The sequence below is a fragment of the Pseudomonas sp. P9_2 genome, from assembly GCF_034008255.1.
Taxonomy (GTDB): domain Bacteria; phylum Pseudomonadota; class Gammaproteobacteria; order Pseudomonadales; family Pseudomonadaceae; genus Aquipseudomonas; species Aquipseudomonas synxantha_A.
On record NZ_CP125376.1, the window covers coordinates 4,676,340 to 4,696,350 of the forward strand.

Sequence of the window (20,011 nt, forward strand, 5' to 3'; positions counted from 1 at the left end):
TTGTGGGATCGATAACATCGCTCAGTAGTCTAACTCTGAGTAAACTGTCATTTTTTCCGAATCCTTATTTTCCGAGGTTTATGCATGACTATCAGTCCTTTTGCGGGCAAACCGGCGCCGGCTCAGTTGCTGGTGGATATCCCGCGACTGGTCACGGCCTATTACACCGGCCAGCCTGATGCAGCAATCTCTACCCAGCGTGTAGCCTTTGGCACCTCCGGGCACCGTGGCAGCTCGTTCGAGCTGAGCTTCAACGAATGGCATGTGCTTGCGATCAGCCAGGCGATCTGCCTGTACCGTGAAGCCCAAGGCATCACAGGGCCTTTATTTGTTGGCCTGGATACTCATGCATTGTCCACGCCGGCCGGTGCCAGTGCCCTGGAGGTGCTGGCTGCCAATGGCGTGCACGTCATGCTGGCTGAAGGCGATGAGTACACGCCGACTCCGGCGATCTCACACGCCATCATTTGCTACAACCGTGGTCGTACCAGCGGCCTGGCGGACGGCATTGTGATCACTCCGTCGCACAACCCGCCGCAAAGTGGTGGCTACAAGTACAACCCGCCCAATGGTGGCCCGGCCGATACCCACGTCACCAAGTGGATCGAAGCCAAAGCCAACGAACTGCTGGCCAACAAGCTCGCTGGGGTCAAGCGCATCACCCATGCCCAGGCGCTCAAGGCGGACACCACTCATCGCCATGACTACCTCAACAGCTATGTGGCCGACCTGATCAATGTGATCGATATGGATGCAATCCGTAGCGCTGATCTGCGCCTGGGCGTTGATCCATTGGGCGGGGCGGGGGTGCGCTACTGGTCGGCGATTGCCGAGCACTACCGCCTGAACCTGGAGGTGGTGAACACCGAAGTGGATTCCACATTCCGCTTCATGAGCGTGGACTGGGATGGACAGATCCGCATGGACCCATCCTCCAGCTACGCCATGCAGAGCCTAATTGGTCTCAAGGAACGCTTCGACGTGGCGTTTGCGTGCGATCCGGACCACGACCGTCACGGTATCGTCACGCCCTCCGGCGGTCTGTTGGCGCCGAACAACTACCTGGCGGTGTCCATCGATTACCTGTTCCAGAACCGTCCGGACTGGCGAGCCGATGCGGCGGTGGGCAAAACCGTGGTCAGCAGTGGCCTGATCGATCGCGTGGCTGCACGTATTGGCCGGCGTCTGTATGAAGTGCCGGTGGGCTTCAAATGGTTTGCCGATGGCTTGTTCGAAGGCTCGTTGGGTTTTGGCGGCGAAGAAAGCGCCGGTGCTTCGTTCCTGCGTAAGGACGGCACGGTCTGGAGCACTGACAAGGACGGCCTGATCCCGGCCTTGCTGGCGGCGGAAATGACCTCGCGCAAGGGTCAGGATCCCAGCCAGATCTATCGCGGCCTGACCGATGCACTCGGCGAGCCGTTTGCCATTCGCGTGGATGCCAAGGCGACCCCGGCGCAGAAAGCCCTGCTGGGCAAGCTGGCGCCGGAGCAGGTGACGTCCACCCAATTGGCCGGCGAGAGCATTCAGCAGATCCTCAGCCATGCCCCGGGCAACAACCAGGCGATTGGCGGCTTGAAAGTCATGACTGAAAACGGCTGGTTTGCCGCACGGCCATCGGGTACCGAGGACATCTACAAGATCTACGCCGAGAGCTTTATCGGCGAAGAACACCTCAAGCAGCTGGTGGAAGAGGCGCAGGTGCTGGTAGACGGCGCAATTTCCCAGTAACTGTGTAGGAGGGGGCTTGCCCCCGATAGCGGTGGGTCAGTCACACATGTGTTGACTGGCATAACCTCATCGGGAGCAAGCCCCCTCCCACATTAGATAGCAGCATGATGCAAGATCAGGCCAGGTCGACCAGCACGATCTCGCTGTCCTCGATCGCCGTCACCCGCAATACTTGCTCATCCTCAACGGCCACGCCGTCTCGCGCCTGTGCGCGCAAACCATTGACTTCAATTACGCCGGTTGCCGGCACCAGGTACGCCCGGCGTCCGTTGTCCAGCCTGTATTCGGCGCTTTCCCCAGCTTTCAGGTTCGCCGCCACCAAGCGTGCATCGGCACGAATGCGCAGGCTTTCACTGTCGCCAGCCTTGCCGCTGGCCAGCGTCACAAAGCCTTCACGATTACCTTGCGGAAACGGCTTGGCACCCCAGGACGGTGGTAAGCCGGCCTCATTCGGGATGATCCAGATCTGGAAGATCTTGGTGGGGGTGGCTTCCAGGTTGTACTCGCTGTGGGCGATCCCGGTACCAGCACTCATCACCTGTACATCGCCCGCCTCGGTGCGGCCTTTGTTGCCCAGGTTATCGGCATGGCTGATTGCGCCTTCGCGTACGTAGGTGATGATTTCCATGTCGCGGTGCGGGTGCTGGGGGAAACCGCTGCCAGGCGCGATGATGTCGTCGTTCCATACCCGCAAATTGCCCCAGTGCATACGCTCGGGGTCGTGGTATTCGGCGAATGAAAAGTGGTGATGGGCGTCGAGCCAGCCATGATGGGCACCGCCGAGGGTGTTGAAAGGTCGAAGTTCAAGCATGATCGTCTCCTGTGAATGAGCCCATCATCCAGCAGCGCATGATCGATAAAAAGCGTAAAAAATGCCTGATTCCTATCCATTAATTCGATCATTGAAACCTGCTTCAACTTTCACTTCATCGCCTAACTCCATGACAGCAAAGCAATTGGCTGGAACTGAGCGCCGATTCCGGCGACCATGGCGGCCTTGTCAAAGCCAAGCTCATCGCAGGAGTCCGCGTGCCGCAACAAAAGCCTGATCTGCCCCCTGAACTGCGCCCCTTGGCTGAAATGCCGTTATTGAAGCGGCTGGCCGCTCGCCTGTTCGGCCATGGCCTCACCCGTTTGCGCGCGCAGCACCGGTTTTCCTGGCTGCATGGCCAGGCCGACGGTTTTCGCAATGGGCATGAAGCCGGTGTGGAATATGGGTATCGCGAGGGCAAGGCCGATGGTCTTGAAGAGGGCCGGCAGGTCCTGTTGATTCGCGACTTTCGCCCTGATGAGCACCGAGCGCCCGGTGTGGATGACAGCCTGTTCGACGATTGGCGATTGCCGCTCACCGCCGATGTGAAGAAGCGCATGAAGGCGGATGTGGCGCGCTTGCTGCCAGCCCACGCGCAGCCGAGCACAGCGCAGTGGAAGATGATCTTCAGCGACACGCCTTCGACCTCGGTGATTGCGGGCGCCGGCGCAGGTAAATCGACCTCCCTGGTGTTGCGTATCTTGTTGCTCACCCATTACCTGGGTTTTGAGTTGAGTTCGATGACTGTGGTGACGTTCACCCGCGAGTCGCGCAAGGACTTCATCAACAAGCTCATGGAGATTCTGAGCCTGTGGGGCCAACCCCTTGACCTGAAACAAGCCCAGGCGGTGGTGCGTACGTTTCACTCGCGTATCCTGCCGATGGTGCGCAGCCTGCCGGGTTTTGAACGGCTGCAAGCCTTTGAAAACCTCAGTGGCGGCTTCGAAGACGCCGATAGCAATGCCTTCGATCTACGTATCAGTGATGCCCAGCGCCAGCATATGAACGCCTGTTATCACCGTTTGCAGGGGCATCATGCGCGTTTTCGCGAGTTGATTGCGCCGCTGGCTCGCCAGGGCCTGCAGCTCAAGGAGCTTGAGCGCGATCATCCGGACGTGCAAAAGCGCATGGCCGTGACCGAGTTGGCGGCCAAACGTGATGAAGAACTCTGCGACGTGATCGAGGACCTGTGGTTCCGCGCGGGCGCCTGGCCGATCAAAGGCATCGAACCCAGCCGTCAGACTTTTGAAATCAACGGTGCCAAGTTTCATTGCCACGGCTATATCCCGCAGTTGGATGCCTGGGTCGTATTGGGTTTCGATGCGCGGGAAAACGCGGGGATCAGCCGCCCAAACTCAAAACTATCGGTGCGCGCAGAGTGGGCGGTAAAGCGCACCCTGTTTCAAGCTTTCTGCCATAAGCCGTTGATATGGCTTGATAACTACGAGTCATCCAGGCGCCTTTTAAGCAGTCTGGCCGGCGAGGCCACGGCCGGGCCGGGCTTTGATTACAAGGTCAAGGGTGAACTCGCCTCGGCGCCGCTGCTGGACAGTTTTGTCATGGCGGCCGGGTTTATCGAGAACCTCGGGCTGGACGTACCGACGGCTGTGGGCCAGATGAGCTTCGCCAAGGACGACCCGGATCGGTTGTTCTTCGAGGCCTTGAGCATTTTCTGGAAGGCCCTGGAAGACCACCTGCTCGATCAATCACCGCCGATCATGACCTACAACCGAATGTTTTCCCTGTTTGGCGAAAATACCCCGGAGAACCTCAAGCTGCTCAGTGATCCCTTGCTGCGGCCGATGTCACACCTGATGATCGACGAATTCCAGGATGTATCGCCGCAGATTGTCTCGTGGATCCGTGCCGCGCTGCGGGAAATCCGCAGTCGCGGCCCGGCCATGCACGTCGGGCGTGGGGCGCAACGCTCATCCTTGCTGTGTGTCGGCGATGACTGGCAGTCGATTTATGGCTGGCGCGGCAGCTCGCCCAAGTACTTCATGGAGTTCAACCAGGAATTTGTCGCGCCGAGCACCACTCGCGTGATGCTGGGCGAGAACTACCGCAGCCACCAACACATTATCGACGCGGCCGAGCATATCGTGCGCACCGCACCGGCTATCCCCGGCAAGAAGGCCAAGGCCAGTGGCGAGCCCAAGGCATTGGTGCCGGTCACCGTGCTGGAGCGCGACGACGCGGCGCTCGGCCGGCGGTTGCTGGAGCATTACCAACGCGGGGATACGGTCTTGATGCTTTATCGAAAAAGCAGCGATAAGTTGCTGATTCAAAAGCATATTCAGTCTGTTGTTAATGTGGATTCTAGCTTGCCGGTCCACGAGCGCCGTCTGAAACAGCTCACTTACCACAGCGCCAAGGGCCTTCAGGCCGATGCAGTATTTCTGCTTGGGGACTGCCAGCATCTCACCAGCTCGCCCTACAAAAACCAGGTCTACCGCATGGCGGGCTTGGGCAAGGAAGGTGACAGCGAGCCGTACGACAATGCGCAAAAGGACGAAATACTACGACTGGCCTACGTCGGTATTACCCGAGCGGTCAACCACTGCTACTGGTATGTGGAAAAGCCGGAGGGCCAGGGTGTAAACGTGCCCAGGGCTTCCGAGCGGGTGGATGGCAAGAAAGCGTTTTTCGACGATCAGCGCTGAACCTTCAACTGACACACAGCAAAATGTGGGAGGGGCTTGTCTCCTCCCGCATCAGGTAATCGGCGGCTGACAAATGCTGTTCAGGCCCGCAACGACAACGGCGGCACAAAACACTCCAGCTCATCCTCCACGGCCTCGATAATGCGCTCCACATCAGCGGCGTTCATCACTGTGGCGCAAGGTATGCCGGCGATGGCGATCAATGTTTCACCGCTGGCGCGGTCGAACAGGCGGGCGATCATGCTGCCGGGGGCGTCCATACTCCCCTCGAAACCCATCGGATGAAAATGCCAGCGCATCAACTGGCACGCATTGGGAAAAGTCACTTTGTTCATGTTGCCCACCTTGTTCATTGAGCGCTTCCTTTAGCTCGCGGCAGGGGTCAGGACCTTCGTTGGTCAAGACGGCGAAGAACTTAAAAATAGCATTCGTTCGCAAGTACAAGGTGAGTTTTTCGGCCCCGTTCGGCGGTTCTTTTACCTGATTTTGATGTGGATCATGTCCTACAGCAGATTAGGCAAAAGGCCATTATTTCGAATGGTCGTCTGGCCATTGTGGGGGGCGGGTAGATTTAGGCAATCTCAAGCATTTTGGTCGCTGTGCTGGCGCAGGATTCGACTTGCTCCCGATGGCGGCCTCAGGGCCGACCAGGGTGCTGGATCAGACCGAGTACATATCCATTCCTGCGGTAACGGCTGCTATTGGTTCCGCTTTTACAGCGGCTCACTTTTGAAAAGAGCGCAAAAGTAAGCAAAACGCTCTTGCCCCACCACTCGGCACCTCGCCTGGGCTCGGTGTGCCCGTAATCCGCCATGGATTTGGGGGGGCGCCTGAGATCAAGATCAAAAGCAGATCAAGATCAAGAGCGGCTCGCTTCGCATCGTGGTTACGTTGGCTGCTATCAAGTTGTGCAACGTCGGTCTATATCGCACCGGACGTTAATTGACACTTTTCAGATAATTAACCGGCCACTGGTTAAATAAATAATGGCGTCATGATTAAGACATTTTCTGTCAACTATTCCGAATGGAAAGAACGGTTGTCACTGTGAGAGATTTCGGCCGCAACACGTAACACTCTCACATAACTGATTATCAACAGGTGACTTATATGTCTTCCATAGAAAGCCTTCCCATCGGCGGTACATGGACCCAGTCCGAGTTACGTGGCACAGACCAGCGCGAACGCCTGGAGGCCAGACGCGGCGAGCCTTCAGTGCTGGTCGGCGGGGCAGGCGGCGACCAGCTGGTGGGGCGTCAGGGTGCCAATACATTCAAATATGAAAAAAGCACCGACTCCCTCAGCGATGATCCGGACACGATCCTGAATTTCAATCCGAAAGAAGATGAGATCGATGTGTCCCTGATGTTAAAGGACCACGCTATATCGGCAATCAATATTCAACCAGGCCCGCCTGTGGAGGTGGGCGATGTGCAACTGAGCCACGCGTTCGGCGTGAGTACATTGACTATCAAAGTCAATGCCGAAGGGCCGGACTTTTCCGTACGCGTTGATGGTGTAAATCTGTTGCCGCAGCATATCAATTTCTTCCATTCGGATTAAGCCTACGGGTTCTCCAGGTCATGCCCCAGCGACTGGATAAACAGTGAAAACAACTCGGGCTGTGACGAGATATCGAGCTTGGCGTAAAGGTGCCTGCGGTGCACTTTGACCGTGTCCGGCGAGATCTTGAGGCGTTCGGCCATGGCCTTGGAGGAAAACCCCCGCAACACCAGGCGAGCGATTTCCAGCTCGCGGTCCGACAGTACACCACTGCCGAAATGACTCAGCGCGTCCCGGATCTGGCTATCTATTGCCGGCGCTCGCTGAGTGCTTTGCTGCCAGTGCTGCTGCATCAATGGCAGCACCCAAGCGGCCAGTGTGGTCAACAGCCCGGTTTCCTCGAAGCTGAAGCGTCGCTGCATGCCCAGGGACAGTGAAAGCGTGCCCGTGCCGGGCAATTGCAGGATCAACTGCACTTCGTCTTCCAGCACGTTGTCGTGGAAGTAGTTGAGGAAGTACTCACTCTGGCGAAAATGGTCCGGCGCCACTTCCTCCAGGCGGTACACGCCGCTGGCATAGTTCTCGCGGCACGCCTGGTAGAACGGGTCGAGCAGGTACAGACCGTTGAGGTACACCAGCATCGACGCCGGTTTGCTGCTGGGCTGGGCGTCGTACTCCTCAAGGGCCTGGGGCGGGCCGTCCAGCGGGTAGAAAATCGCCAGGGCGTTATCGAAGGGCAGGCATTGGTGCAATAACAGCACCAATTGCTTCCAGAACCGTTCGGTGCCGATTTGTGACAAGGTGCGCCCCAACCCCGCGTGCATGCCGATTTCCCGGAACAGGCTCATATCACTGGCTCCCCTCAAAAGATCGGCCAAGGGTTCGGCTTTTAGCCGGTACCGTCAAGGGGAGTACGCCAATAGGGGAATTGGCCTACCGGCCCGTCAGCCGATAACGTCACCACTATTCAACGGGAAGCATATCCCGCACACACACATCATTTTTCGTTTCTGCCTCACACCAAAAACAACGACAGAGGATAACGATATGAGCGCTACCCCCACGCCCGATGGCCTGCTCAAGCCCACCTTGAGCGTCTTTGATGTAGTGGCTATCACCGTTTCCGCGGTGACGCCGGCCAGCTCCGTATTTGTGATCGCCCCGTTCGCCATTCAGCAAGCGGGCAGCGGCGTGTTCCTGGCGTTTGTGATGGCCGGGTTGCTGGCGTTGATGTTCGCCTTCTGTTACGCCGAACTCGGCCGCGCCCATAACAGTGCCGGTGGCGAGTATGTGTATGCCAAGCGCGTGTTTGGTGGCATGGCCGGCTACGCCACGTTCCTGACAGTGCTGGTGATGTTGCTGTTTATCCCGCCGGTATTGGCCACTGGTGCGGCGACTTATCTGAATAATGCCTTGGGTACGAACTTCGACTCCCAAACTGTCGCCCTGGTGATCGTGGTGTGCAGCTACGCCCTGGGCATTCTCAATATCAAGCTCAATGCCTGGATTACCGGCACCTGCCTGCTGTTGGAAGTGGCAGCGTTGCTGGTGATTGTGGTGATCGGCTTCGGCAACCCGGTGCAGCCGGCCAGCGTATTGTTCCAGCCGCAGATCGTCGAAAACGGCGTGTTGCACCTGGCGCCCTGGGCCCTGGTGATCGGTGCTGTCGGTATTGGCCTGTTCTCATTCAATGGCTACGGCCCGGCGGTATTGCTGGCCGAAGACATGAAATGCGGCGGCAAGGGGGTACACAAGGCGGTGCTGTGGTCCCTGGGGTTGGTGGTGGTGATCGAACTTGTGCCAATCACCGCACTGTTGATCGGCGCGCCGTCCCTGAGTGAGATGATCAGCAGCCCCGACCCCATTGGCTATCTTTTGACCAGCCACGGTAATGAAACCCTGTCGCGGTTGGTCAGTGCCGGGATTTTCCTGTCGGTGTTCAACGCGATTGTGGCCATTGTCATCCAGATCGGCCGGGTGGTGTTCAGCAGCGGACGCGATGCACTCTGGACGCCGAGTATCAACAAGCTGTTCACGCGGATTCATCCGCGCTGGGATTCGCCGTGGCTGGCTACGTTGTTCCTGGCGATTCCTTCGGCGCTGTTGAGTTTCAGCTCGAACCTGGCGGACCTGACGTCGTTCAGCGTGTTGCTGATCATGCTGGTGTACCTGGTGGTGGCGCTGAGCGCGCTGATGAGCCGGGTGCTGCTGCGTGATCGCGAACATCCCTATCGCATGCCATTGTGGCCGTTGCCGGCCGTGCTGGCGGTGCTCGGCGCGGGGTATCTGTTGGTGAACTTGATCCTTGAGGCGTCGATGCGCGACATCATGGTCATTATCGGTTTGCTGGCGCTGTCGGTGATTTTGTATTGCATCAGTGGCCGGTCGAGTCCGGTCTTTCAGAAATTGTAAGGAGTGGGTATGCGCGCACGTCAATTGGGTATCACGCTGGGGCTGGGCACGCCTGGCGAATTGAATGCCATCACCGATGTTCCCGGGGTTCGCGTCGGCCACACCACGCTCAAGACGCGTATCGACGGCAGGCAGGTGCGTACCGGCGTGACGGTGGTCCAGCCGCGCGCCGGTGAGGCCCGGCATCAACCCTGTTTTGCCGGGTACCACGTGCTGAACGGCAATGGTGATGCCACCGGCCTTGAGTGGATCAACGAGGCCGGTTTGTTGACCACTCCGATGGCCATCACCAACACCCACAGCGTCGGGATCGTGCGTGACACCTTGATCGCCCTGGAGCGCGAACGCCTGCAAGACCCCGCGGTGTACTGGTGCATGCCGGTGGTCATGGAAACCTATGACGGCCTGCTCAACGATATCTGGGGCCAGCATGTGCAACCTGAGCATGTGCGCCAGGCACTCGACCATGCCGAAACCGGCCCGGTGCAGGAAGGCGCCGTGGGCGGCGGCACCGGGATGATCTGCCATGAGTTCAAGGGCGGCATCGGCAGCGCATCCCGGCGCTTGTCGGTGGAGCAGGGCGGCTGGACCGTCGGCGTATTGGTGCAGGCCAACCATGGCAAGCGCCAGGAGCTGCGGGTCGATGGCTACCCGGTGGGCCGACATTTGATGGACATTGCTTCGCCCTTTGCCGAGCAGGGCACGCCCGGCATGGGGTCCATCGTGGTGATTATCGCCACCGACGCGCCATTGCTGCCCCATCAGTGCAAACGCTTGGCGCAGCGGGCGTCCATCGGTATCGCACGTACCGGTGGCGGCACCGAGGATTCCAGCGGTGACTTGTTTCTGGCCTTTGCCACCGGTAATCAGGATTTGCCGCAGGCGGACTACGGGCGCAAGGACCTGCCGCTGCGTACCGCGTTGCATATGGTCAATAACGATCACATTTCTCCACTGTTCAGCGCGGCGGCGGAGGCAGTGGAAGAAGCAATCATCAACGCGATGCTGGCAGGGGAAGACATGACCACACAGGCGGGTGTCCAGGTGCCTGGCCTGGCCGGCGAGACCCTCTTGGCAGCATTGCACAAGTGTGGCTGGAGTGTGTCCCGGTAATAGGGGGCACTGCACTTTAATAGTGCAAATAGTGGCTATTTAATGCCGCTAATGACACCGTGACAATATATTGGATCCATTACTCAAGTGCGCCGCTCAACTCGGAGCGGCTTTACTGCTATTTAATATTTAAATAATACGGCGCTCGAATTCGGCGGGTAAAAGCAAGCGTTCCCAATAAACACTACGTGGGACTTCCTCAAGTTGAACCTGTGTCACATTTTTGCTGTGGAAATAGATGTAGACGAAAGATTTCAAGTTGTGTCAGTTTTCTTACGCCTTCAAAAGAGGTGAGTGATAGGACTATCCTCGCCCGCGAGGTTCCTATCGAACAAAGACTGATGCACTTGCAAACAAGGAAGTACGTTTATGTCAAAAGTAAAAGACAAAGCTATTGTATCTGCCGCGCAAGCCAGCACTGCTTACTCGCAAATCGATAGCTTCAGCCATTTGTATGACCGTGGCGGCAACCTCACGGTCAATGGCAAACCGTCCTACACCGTGGACCAGGCAGCGACCCAGCTGCTGCGGGATGGCGCCGCGTACCGGGACTTTGATGGCAACGGCAAGATCGATCTGACCTACACCTTCCTCACCTCGGCTACCCAGAGCACCATGAACAAACATGGCATCTCAGGGTTCAGCCAGTTCAACGCCCAGCAGAAAGCACAGGCCGCACTGGCCATGCAATCCTGGTCGGATGTTGCCAACGTGACCTTTACCGAAAAGGCTTCCGGCGGTGACGGTCACATGACCTTCGGCAACTACAGCAGCGGCCAGGACGGCGCCGCGGCCTTCGCTTACCTGCCCGGCACCGGTGCGGGCTACGATGGCACCTCGTGGTACCTGACCAACAACAGCTACACGCCGAACAAGACTCCGGACCTGAACAACTATGGCCGGCAGACCCTGACCCACGAAATCGGCCACACCCTGGGCCTGGCTCACCCTGGCGACTATAACGCCGGGAACGGCAACCCGACCTATAACGACGCGACCTATGGACAGGACACGCGTGGTTATAGCCTCATGAGTTACTGGAGCGAGAGCAACACCAACCAGAACTTCAGCAAAGGTGGCGTCGAGGCTTACGCTTCCGGCCCGCTGATCGACGACATCGCCGCGATCCAGAAGCTCTACGGTGCCAACCTCAACACCCGCGCCGGCGACACCACCTACGGGTTCAACTCCAACACCGGGCGTGATTTCCTCAGCGCCACATCCAACGCCGACAAGCTGGTGTTCTCGGTATGGGACGGTGGCGGCAACGACACCCTGGACTTCTCTGGCTTCACTCAAAACCAGAAAATCAACCTCACTGCCACCTCGTTCTCCGATGTTGGCGGCCTGGTCGGCAACGTGTCGATCGCCAAGGGCGTCACCATCGAGAACGCATTCGGCGGTTCGGGCAACGACCTGATCATTGGTAACCAAGTCGCCAACACCATCAAGGGCGGGGCCGGCAACGACCTCATCTACGGCGGCGGCGGTGCGGACCAACTGTGGGGCGGTGCCGGTAGCGATACCTTCGTGTACGGTGCCAGTTCCGATTCCAAGCCAGGGGCCGCGGACAAGATCTTTGACTTCACCTCCGGTTCCGACAAGATCGATCTGTCGGGCATCACCAAGGGGGCGGGCTTGAGCTTCGTCAATGCGTTCACCGGCCATGCCGGCGATGCTGTGCTGAGCTATGCCTCGGGTACTAACCTGGGCACCTTGGCCGTGGACTTCTCCGGGCACGGCGTGGCGGATTTCCTCGTCACCACCGTTGGCCAGGCAGCCGTCAGCGACATCGTGGCCTGATGCACGGCGCGGCGCCTCGGCGCCGCGCTCCAGGATGGAGCTTTATATGCCACGTTTTTCTCATTTGATCGCCTGTGCTTCGCAGGTGTTGTTCGTTTTGGCAGGAGCCCACGCGATGGCTAGCAGTCTTGTATTACCGACCTCCGCCCAGTTGGCCGGGCATTGGCAATTGAAGCAGCAGGACCAGGTATGCGCACTGGAGTTAGTGGAACAGGCCAATGCCTTGGGAGGCGATATCGCTTGTGTTGAGCAATGGTTGGGCGACAAGCCACAGACGTGGTCGCCAACGCCGGACGGCATTTGGCTGTTTAACGCCGAAGGCGCTGGAATCACGCATTTGAATCGCCAGAAAGAAGGTGAATATCAGGCCCGCACTAAAGCCGGGCAAGTTGTCGAGCTGAAACGAATACCTTAATTAAAAGTTATAAGCATATAACTCGATCTAGTAGTTGGCCGTGCGCTTCACCGGCAGGGCGATTATTACGTGCAGTGCGCTTCAGGAAGATAAAACAATATGGCGAAGTCCCAAGGGGTTGCGCCCTTATTCAGGGCGCTGGGTGAGTACAAGAGTATTTTAATCAGCGTTGGCTGTTTCACGGCATTGATTAACCTGCTGATGCTGGTGCCGTCGATTTACATGTTGCAAGTGTATGACCGTGTGTTGTCCTCCCAGAATGAAACCACCCTGGTGATGTTGACGCTGATGGTCGTGGGCTTCTTTGCGTTTATTGGCCTGCTTGAAGTTATCCGCAGCTTTATCGTGATTCGTATCGGCAGCCAGTTGGAGCGGCGTTTCAATCTGCGCGTGTACAAGGCCGCGTTCGAACGCAACCTGCAGCGCGGCCAGGGTCATGCCGGGCAATCCCTGGGCGACCTGACCGCGTTGCGTCAATTCATCACCGGGCCTGCGCTGTTCGCGTTCTTTGATGCGCCATGGTTCCCGATCTACCTATTCGTGATTTTCCTCTTCAACGTGTGGCTTGGCGTGCTGGCCACGGCTGGCGCGGTGTTGTTGATTGCCCTGGCTTGCCTGAATGAATACCTGACCAAAAAACCATTGGGCGAGGCGGGTGTGTTTTCCCAGCAGTCGACCCAGTTGGCCACCAGCCACCTGCACAACGCCGAGACGATCCAGGCCATGGGTATGCTCGGTGCGTTGCGCAAACGCTGGTTCGACGTGCATTCGCAGTTTTTGGGCTTCCAGAACACCGCCAGCGACACCGGGTCGGTCATTACCTCTCTGAGCAAATCCCTGCGCCTGTGCCTGCAATCTTTGGTATTGGGGCTGGGCGCCTACCTGGTGATCAAGGGCCAGATGACCGCCGGGATGATGATCGCAGGCTCCATCCTGATGGGCCGCGTACTCAGCCCCATCGACCAGTTGATCGCGGTGTGGAAGCAATGGAGTTCGGCCAAGCTGGCCTACCAGCGCCTCGATGGGCTGCTGCGCGAATTCCCGCCAGAGGGCGAGCAAATGGCCTTGCCGGCGCCCAAGGGCCAGGTCAGTTTCGAGCAGGTCAGTGCTGGCCCACCGGGGCGGCGCATGGCGACCTTGCATCAAGTCAGCTTCAACCTGGCGGCCGGTGAAGTGCTGGGCGTGCTGGGCGCGTCGGGTTCCGGCAAGTCCACCCTGGCCCGCGTACTGGTGGGCGTGTGGCCGACCCTGGCCGGCACCGTGCGGCTGGACGGCGCGGATATTCACCGTTGGGACCGCGACGACCTCGGCCCGCACATTGGCTATTTGCCCCAGGACATTGAGCTGTTCAGCGGCAGCATCGCCGACAACATCGCACGCTTTCGCGAGGCCGACCCGGAGCTGGTGGTCAAGGCCGCGCAACAGGCCGGTGTGCATGAACTGATCCTGCGCCTGCCCCAAGGCTACGACACGGTGCTGGGCGATAACGGCGGCGGCCTGTCCGGTGGCCAGAAACAACGCGTGGCCCTGGCCCGCGCCCTGTACGGCGGGCCGCGCCTGATTGTGCTGGATGAGCCCAACTCCAACCTCGATACGGTCGGCGAGGCGGCGTTGGCCAGCGCCATCGTGCAGATGAAAGCCCAAGGCAGCAGCGTCGTGCTGGTGACGCATCGCTCTTCGGCATTGGCCCAGGCCGACAAATTGCTGGTGCTCGGCGAAGGCCATCTGCAAGCGTTCGGGCCCAGCCAGGAAGTGCTGCGGGCGTTGTCCGGGCAACAGCAGGAAGCGCCGAAAGAAAAAACCGGTGTCAGTTTCAGTCGTCAGTACCCGGCCGCAAGGAACCCAGGCGCATGAGCAGTATTACGGTAGAACCTCGTTTCAAAGAGCGCGACGCCCGCTTCTTCGTGCGTATGGGCTGGCTGATGACGGTCGTCGGTGCCGGTGGTTTTTTCCTCTGGGCCAGCCTGGCACCGTTGGATCAGGGCATCCCGGTGCAAGGCACCGTGGTGGTGTCGGGTAAGCGCAAGGCCGTGCAAACCTTCAGCCCCGGTGTGGTCAGCCGCATCCTGGTCAAGGAGGGCGAACTGGTCAAGCAAGGCCAGCCGCTGTTTCGTCTCGACCAGACCCAGAACCAGGCCGACGTGCAATCCCTGCAAGCGCAGTACCGCATGGCCTGGGCCAGCGTGGCGCGTTGGCAGAGCGAGCGCGACAACCTGCCGAGCATCACCTTTCCCACCGAGCTGAGCGCCAATCCTGATCCAGCCCTGGCGTTGGTGCTGGAAGGCCAGCGCCAGCTGTTCAGCAGCCGCCGCGACGCCTTCGCCCGTGAACAAGCCGGGATTCGCGCCAGCATCGAAGGCGCTACCTCGCAGTTGAGCGGTATGCGCCGTGCCCGCAGTGACTTGACCGCCCAGGCCCAATCCCTGCGCGCGCAACTGAGCAATCTGCAACCCTTGGCCGACAACGGCTATATCCCGCGCAACCGGCTGATGGACTACCAGCGCCAGTTGTCTCAGGTGCAGCAGGACCTGGCGCAAAACGCCGGCGAAAGCGGCCGGATAGAGCAGGGTATTGTCGAGTCGCGGCTCAAATTGCAGCAACACAGCGAGGAATATCAAAAAGAGGTGCGCAGCCAATTGGCCGACGCGCAATTGCGCAGCCTGACCCTGGAGCAGCAACTCACTTCTGCGGGGTTCAACCTGCAACACAGCGAAATCAACGCGCCGGCCGATGGCATCGCCGTCAACCTCAGCGTGCACACCGAAGGCGCTGTGGTGCGCGCCGGAGAAACCCTGTTGGAAATCGTGCCCCAGGGCACGCGCCTGGAAGTGGAAGGGCATCTACCGGTGCATCTGGTGGACAAGGTCGGCACGCACTTGCCCGTCGACATCCTCTTCACCGCCTTCAACCAGAGCCGCACGCCACGGGTACCGGGCGAAGTCAGCCTGATTTCCGCCGACCAGATGCTCGATGAAAAAACCGGCGCGCCGTATTACGTGCTGCGCACCAGCGTCAGCGACGCGGCGATGGAAAAACTCCACGGTCTGGTGATCAAGCCCGGTATGCCTGCCGAGATGTTCGTGCGTACCGGCGAGCGGTCATTGCTCAATTACCTGTTCAAGCCGCTGCTGGATCGCGCCGGCTCCGCGTTGACTGAGGAATGAGCATGAAGCCAGTGTTCATTTCGCTATTGCTGGTGTGTGGCAGTGCCCAGGCCGCCATGGGCCCGTTCGATGTTTACGAGCAGGCGCTGCGCAACGATCCGGTGTTCCTCGGCGCGATCAAGGAGCGCGACGCCGGCCTGGAAAACCGCACCATCGGCCGCGCCGGGCTGCTGCCGAGGCTGTCCTACAACTACAACAAGGGCCGCAACAACTCCGAGGCGCATCTGCCCGACGGGCGCGGTGGCAGCTATAGGGACGACCGCAACTACAACAGCTACGGCTCCACCTTCAGCCTGCAACAACCGTTGTTTGATTACGAAGCCTACGCCAACTACCGCAAGGGCGTGGCCCAGGCGCTGTTTGCCGATGAAAGCTTTCGCGACAAGAGCCAGGCGCTGTTGGTGCGGGTGTTGAGCTATTACACCCAGGCGCTGTTTGCCCAGGATCAGATCGACATCGCCCGCGCAAAGAAAAAGGCCTTCGAGCAGCAATTCCAGCAGAACGAGCACTTGTTCAAGGCCGGCGAGGGCACGCGCACCGACATCCTTGAAGCCGAGTCGCGCTACGAGCTGGCCACTGCCGAAGAGATCCAGGCCCTGGATGAGCAGGACGCGTCACTCAGGGAACTGGGCGCGTTGATCGGCGTGCAAAGCGTCAACATCAACGACCTGGCGCCGCTGAACCAGAGCTTTGCCGCGTTCACCCTGACCCCGGCCAACTACGACACCTGGCATGAGCTGGCGCTCACCAACAACCCGGTACTGGCTTCACAGCGCCAGTCGCTGGAAGTGGCGCGCTATGAAGTGGAACGCAACCGTGCCGGGCATTTGCCGCGAATCACCGCGTATGCCACGTCGCGCAAGCAGGAATCCGACAGCGGTAATACCTACAACCAGCGCTACGACACCAACACCATTGGTGTCGAAGTGAGCATGCCGCTGTATGCCGGTGGCGGTATTTCGGCCTCCACCCGCCAGGCCAGCCGCGCAATGGAGCAGGCCGAGTACGAGCTGGAAGGCAAGACCCGCGAAACCCTCATCGAGCTGCGTCGCCAGTTCAGTGCGTGTCTGTCCGGCGTGAGCAAGCTGCGTGCCTACCAGAAAGCCTTGGTGTCCGCCGAGGCGCTGGTGGTGTCGACCAAGCAGAGCATCCTTGGCGGCGAGCGGGTCAACCTTGATGCGCTGAATGCCGAGCAGCAGCTCTACAGCACTCGCCGCGACCTGGCCCAGGCGCGGTACGACTACCTGATGGCCTGGACCAAATTGCACTACTACGCGGGCAACTTGCGCGACACCGATTTGGCCAAGGTAGACGAGGCCTTCGGCCCGGATAAAAACCTGTAGGAGTTCGCTCCTATAAGGGGAATAACAATAATCAGGAGTGTGCAGATGATCACTGATTCACCGCGTTTCAAACCCTTCACCGCAGGTTCATTGCTGTTGTTGTCCGTTGCGGCACAGGCGCAATACACCGAGACCGGCCAAGCGGGTAACCCGGCCAGTTGGCGTTCGACCGAATACCAAAGCGATTGGGGCCTGGGCCGTATGAAGGCCGATGAAGCCTACGCTGCCGGGATCAGTGGCCAAGGCGTGAAAATCGGCGCGCTGGACTCGGGTTTCGATGCCAATCACCCCGAAGCCTCCAAAGACCGCTTTCATGCGGTGACCGCCACCGGCACCTATGTCGACGGCAGCGCGTTCAGCACCACGGGCGCGCTCAACCCCAACAACGATTCCCACGGTACCCATGTCACCGGCACCATGGGCGCCGCCCGCGACGGCGTGGGCATGCACGGCGTGGCGTACAACGCGCAAGTCTATGTGGGCAACACCAACGCCAACGACAGCTTCCTGTTCGGCCCGACGCCAGACCCCAAGTACTTCAAGACGGTATACACCGCGATGGTGGATTCCGGCGTGCGCGCCATCAACAACAGTTGGGGCAGCCAGCCCAAGGATGTCAGCTACCAGACCCTCGGTGACCTGCACGCCGCCTACGCCCAGCACTACAACCGTGGCACCTGGCTGGACGCCGCAGCGGATGTGGCCAAGGCCGGGGTGATCAACGTGTTCAGCGCCGGCAACAGCGGCTATGCCAATGCCAGCGTGCGCTCGGCCTTGCCGTATTTTCAGCCGGAACTGGAAGGCCACTGGCTGGCGGTGTCGGGGCTGGATAAGGCTAATAACCAGAAATACAACAAGTGCGGTATCGCCAAATACTGGTGCATTTCCACGCCCGGCGCGCTGATCAACAGCACCATTCCCGACGGTGGTTATGGGGTCAAATCCGGCACCTCGATGTCGGCACCCCATGCCACCGGGGCGTTGGCGTTAGTGATGGAGCGCTACCCCTATATGACCAACGAGCAAGCGTTGCAGGTGTTGTTGACCACTGCGACGCAGCTTGACGGTTCGATCACCCAGGCGCCCAACGCGATCGTCGGTTGGGGCGTGCCGGACCTCGGCCGGGCGATGCACGGTCCGGGGCAATTGCTTGGGGCCATGGATGTGAACCTGGCAGCCGGGCAGGGTGATGTGTGGAGCAATGGTATCTCCGACCAGGCCTTGCTTGCGCGCCAGGCCGAGGACCGCGCCGAGCACAGCGCGTGGCAGCAAACCCTGATCGACAAGGGCTGGCAGAACGGCGTGAGCGCCACCGCCAGCCAGCAGGACCAGACCGACTACGCCATCGGCAGCGCCCGCGACCAGGCAGCGGCGAACCGTGTGTATGAAGGCAGCCTGATCAAGTCCGGCGCCGGCAGCCTGGTCCTCAGCGGTGACAGCACCTATCGGGGCGCCACTGTCGTCAATGGCGGCCTGTTGGCGGTGAACGGTTCGCTGACCTCGGCGGTCACGGTGAATGACAGCGGCACCCTTGGCGGTTCCGGGCGTATCGCCGCGTTGTCGGTAAACAACGGCGGCCGCGTGGCATCGGGCAATTCCGTGGGCACCTTGCAGGTAGCGGGAGATGTGAACCTCGGCGCGGGCTCGACCTATGCCGTGGAGCTGACGCCCACCAGCAGCGACCGTATTGTCGCGGGCGGCAAGGCGGTCCTGGGCGGCGGCACAGTCACCTTGGCGCTGGAAAACAGCCCCACGTTACTCAGTCAAAGTCAGGTCCAAAGCCTGATCGGCCGGCAATACTCGATCCTTGAGGCCGCAGGCGGCATCCAGGGCCAGTTTGGCCAAGTGCTGCCCAACTACCTGTTCCTCGGTGGCACCCTCGACTATGCCGCCAACGCTGTGCAACTGAACGTGGGGCGCAACGACGCGAGTTTTGCCAGCGTCGCCGCCACCCGTAACCAGCGCAACGTGGCGGCGGCTGCCGAGCAATTGGGCGCCAGCAACCCGGTGTATGAAAGCCTGTTGCAGTCGCAGTCAGTCGCCACCGCCCAGCAGGGTTTGCAGCAACTGTCCGGTGAAATCTACCCCGCCGTGGGTGCGATGCTGATCAACGACAGCCTGCAACTGCGCAATGCCGTGGGCGAGCGCCTGCGCCACGTACCGGTGAGCGGCGAAAGCAACCTGTGGTTCAAGGCACTCGGTGCCTGGGGCAAGAGTGACAGCCGCAGCGAAACGGCCGGTTCGACCACCTCCATCGGTGGCCTGTTGGCGGGCGTGGATGGCGCACTGGATGAGCAGATCCGCGTGGGTGTAGTCGCCGGTTACAGCGACAGCTCCTTGAATATGGGCAGCGGCACGCACTCATCGGCGTCCATCGACAGCTACCACTTCGGTGCATATGCCGGGCGCGAACTGGGCGACTGGCGCCTGAGTGTCGGCGGTGCCTACAGCTGGCATCGCGGCGATGTGAAGCGCGACCTGCAATGGGGTGATGTCAGCGGCAAGCAAAAAACCAAGCTGGATGCGACCACAGCGCAAGTCTTCACCGAAGCAGCGTACCGCATCCGCCTGCAAGCGGTGGCCTTGGAACCGTTCGCCAACCTGGCCTATGTGCACCTGAACAGCGAGTCGTTCCACGAAAAAGGCGATGCCGCCGCCCTGGAACGCGGCAGTGACCGCCGCGATGCGGTGCTCAGCACCCTTGGCGTGCGGGCATTGAAAACCCTGGCCCTCAATGACCACCAGCAACTGGAACTCTCCGGATCGTTGGGCTGGCAACACAGCCTCACCGCCGTGGAATCCGAAGAGCACTTGGCGTTTGTCGCAGGCGGGCCTTCATTTGCCGTGCGCAGTGCGCCGTTGCTGCGTGACGCTGCGTTGGTGGGGCTGCAAGCCAGCCTGGCGCTGAATGCCGCGACGCGGGTCAACCTGGATTACAACGGCCAGTTGGGTGGCCGCGCGAAAACCCAGGGTGTGGGTTTGAGCCTGAACTGGCAGTTCTGAAGACACCGCGAACAAAAATGTGGGAGCAGGCAAACCAGCGCCCACATTGAATC

14 protein-coding genes are annotated in these 20,011 nt (G+C 59.9%); 11 read left to right on the forward strand and 3 right to left on the reverse strand.

The annotated features are described in order from the left end of the window. The first annotated feature begins 84 nt into the window (after nt 1-84). On the forward strand, nt 85-1,728 hold the full coding sequence (pgm, locus tag QMK52_RS20875) for a phosphoglucomutase (alpha-D-glucose-1,6-bisphosphate-dependent) (protein WP_005788462.1): 1,644 nt from the start codon (nt 85-87) through the stop codon (nt 1,726-1,728). Nucleotides 1,729-1,843: 115 nt separating this feature from the next. Here pgm and QMK52_RS20880 read toward each other — a convergent pair whose 3' ends face one another. Beyond that, nucleotides 1,844-2,539 carry a pirin family protein gene (locus QMK52_RS20880; RefSeq protein WP_032875247.1) on the reverse strand — a complete coding sequence of 232 codons (696 nt, stop codon included), beginning with the start codon at nt 2,537-2,539 and terminating at the stop codon, nt 1,844-1,846. Nucleotides 2,540-2,757: 218 nt separating this feature from the next. Between QMK52_RS20880 and QMK52_RS20885 the strand changes: the two genes are divergently transcribed. Then, nucleotides 2,758-5,202 carry a UvrD-helicase domain-containing protein gene (locus QMK52_RS20885; RefSeq protein WP_320403346.1) on the forward strand — a complete coding sequence of 815 codons (2,445 nt, stop codon included), beginning with the start codon at nt 2,758-2,760 and terminating at the stop codon, nt 5,200-5,202. A gap of 80 nt (nt 5,203-5,282) precedes the next feature. Here the strand turns inward: QMK52_RS20885 and QMK52_RS20890 are convergent, their stop codons facing one another. Then, nucleotides 5,283-5,555 (reverse strand): DUF1652 domain-containing protein, encoded by a 273-nt coding sequence (locus QMK52_RS20890; protein WP_005788459.1) that lies wholly within the window; start codon nt 5,553-5,555, stop codon nt 5,283-5,285. A 757-nt stretch (nt 5,556-6,312) separates the two neighbouring features. On the opposite strand from QMK52_RS20890, the gene QMK52_RS20895 reads away from it, so the two are divergent. Continuing rightward, on the forward strand, nt 6,313-6,765 hold the full coding sequence (locus QMK52_RS20895) for a M10 family metallopeptidase C-terminal domain-containing protein (RefSeq protein ID WP_005788458.1): 453 nt from the start codon (nt 6,313-6,315) through the stop codon (nt 6,763-6,765). Nucleotides 6,766-6,767: 2 nt separating this feature from the next. Here the strand turns inward: QMK52_RS20895 and QMK52_RS20900 are convergent, their stop codons facing one another. Next, nucleotides 6,768-7,553, reverse strand: a complete 786-nt coding sequence (locus QMK52_RS20900; protein ID WP_005788457.1) for a helix-turn-helix transcriptional regulator — start codon at nt 7,551-7,553, stop codon at nt 6,768-6,770. 199 nt (nt 7,554-7,752) lie between these two features. Between QMK52_RS20900 and QMK52_RS20905 the strand changes: the two genes are divergently transcribed. The 8 genes from QMK52_RS20905 to QMK52_RS20940 all read left to right on the forward strand — a co-directional run bounded on the left by QMK52_RS20905 (nt 7,753) and on the right by QMK52_RS20940 (nt 19,958). Further along, a complete protein-coding gene (locus QMK52_RS20905) occupies nt 7,753-9,117 on the forward strand; it encodes an APC family permease (protein WP_194438315.1) in 1,365 nt (454 codons plus the stop codon). 9 nt (nt 9,118-9,126) lie between these two features. Then, complete coding sequence (locus tag QMK52_RS20910) at nt 9,127-10,230, forward strand: P1 family peptidase (RefSeq protein WP_194438313.1); 1,104 nt, start codon at nt 9,127-9,129, stop codon at nt 10,228-10,230. A gap of 369 nt (nt 10,231-10,599) precedes the next feature. Further along, nucleotides 10,600-12,033 (forward strand): serralysin family metalloprotease, encoded by a 1,434-nt coding sequence (locus QMK52_RS20915; RefSeq protein ID WP_005788454.1) that lies wholly within the window; start codon nt 10,600-10,602, stop codon nt 12,031-12,033. Nucleotides 12,034-12,079: 46 nt separating this feature from the next. Further along, nucleotides 12,080-12,448 carry an AprI/Inh family metalloprotease inhibitor gene (locus tag QMK52_RS20920; RefSeq protein ID WP_005788453.1) on the forward strand — a complete coding sequence of 123 codons (369 nt, stop codon included), beginning with the start codon at nt 12,080-12,082 and terminating at the stop codon, nt 12,446-12,448. Nucleotides 12,449-12,547: 99 nt separating this feature from the next. Further along, entirely contained in the window at nt 12,548-14,302 is a 1,755-nt protein-coding gene (locus tag QMK52_RS20925) for a type I secretion system permease/ATPase (protein WP_005788452.1), read from the forward strand. Continuing rightward, complete coding sequence (locus tag QMK52_RS20930) at nt 14,299-15,612, forward strand: HlyD family type I secretion periplasmic adaptor subunit (protein ID WP_005788451.1); 1,314 nt, start codon at nt 14,299-14,301, stop codon at nt 15,610-15,612. The genes QMK52_RS20925 and QMK52_RS20930 overlap by 4 nt, the downstream gene beginning before the upstream one ends. Nucleotides 15,613-15,614: 2 nt before the next feature. Further along, entirely contained in the window at nt 15,615-16,955 is a 1,341-nt protein-coding gene (locus QMK52_RS20935) for a TolC family outer membrane protein (protein ID WP_005788450.1), read from the forward strand. 45 nt (nt 16,956-17,000) lie between these two features. Then, on the forward strand, nt 17,001-19,958 hold the full coding sequence (locus QMK52_RS20940; RefSeq protein WP_320403347.1) for an autotransporter domain-containing protein: 2,958 nt from the start codon (nt 17,001-17,003) through the stop codon (nt 19,956-19,958). The last annotated feature ends 53 nt before the right edge of the window (nt 19,959-20,011 follow it).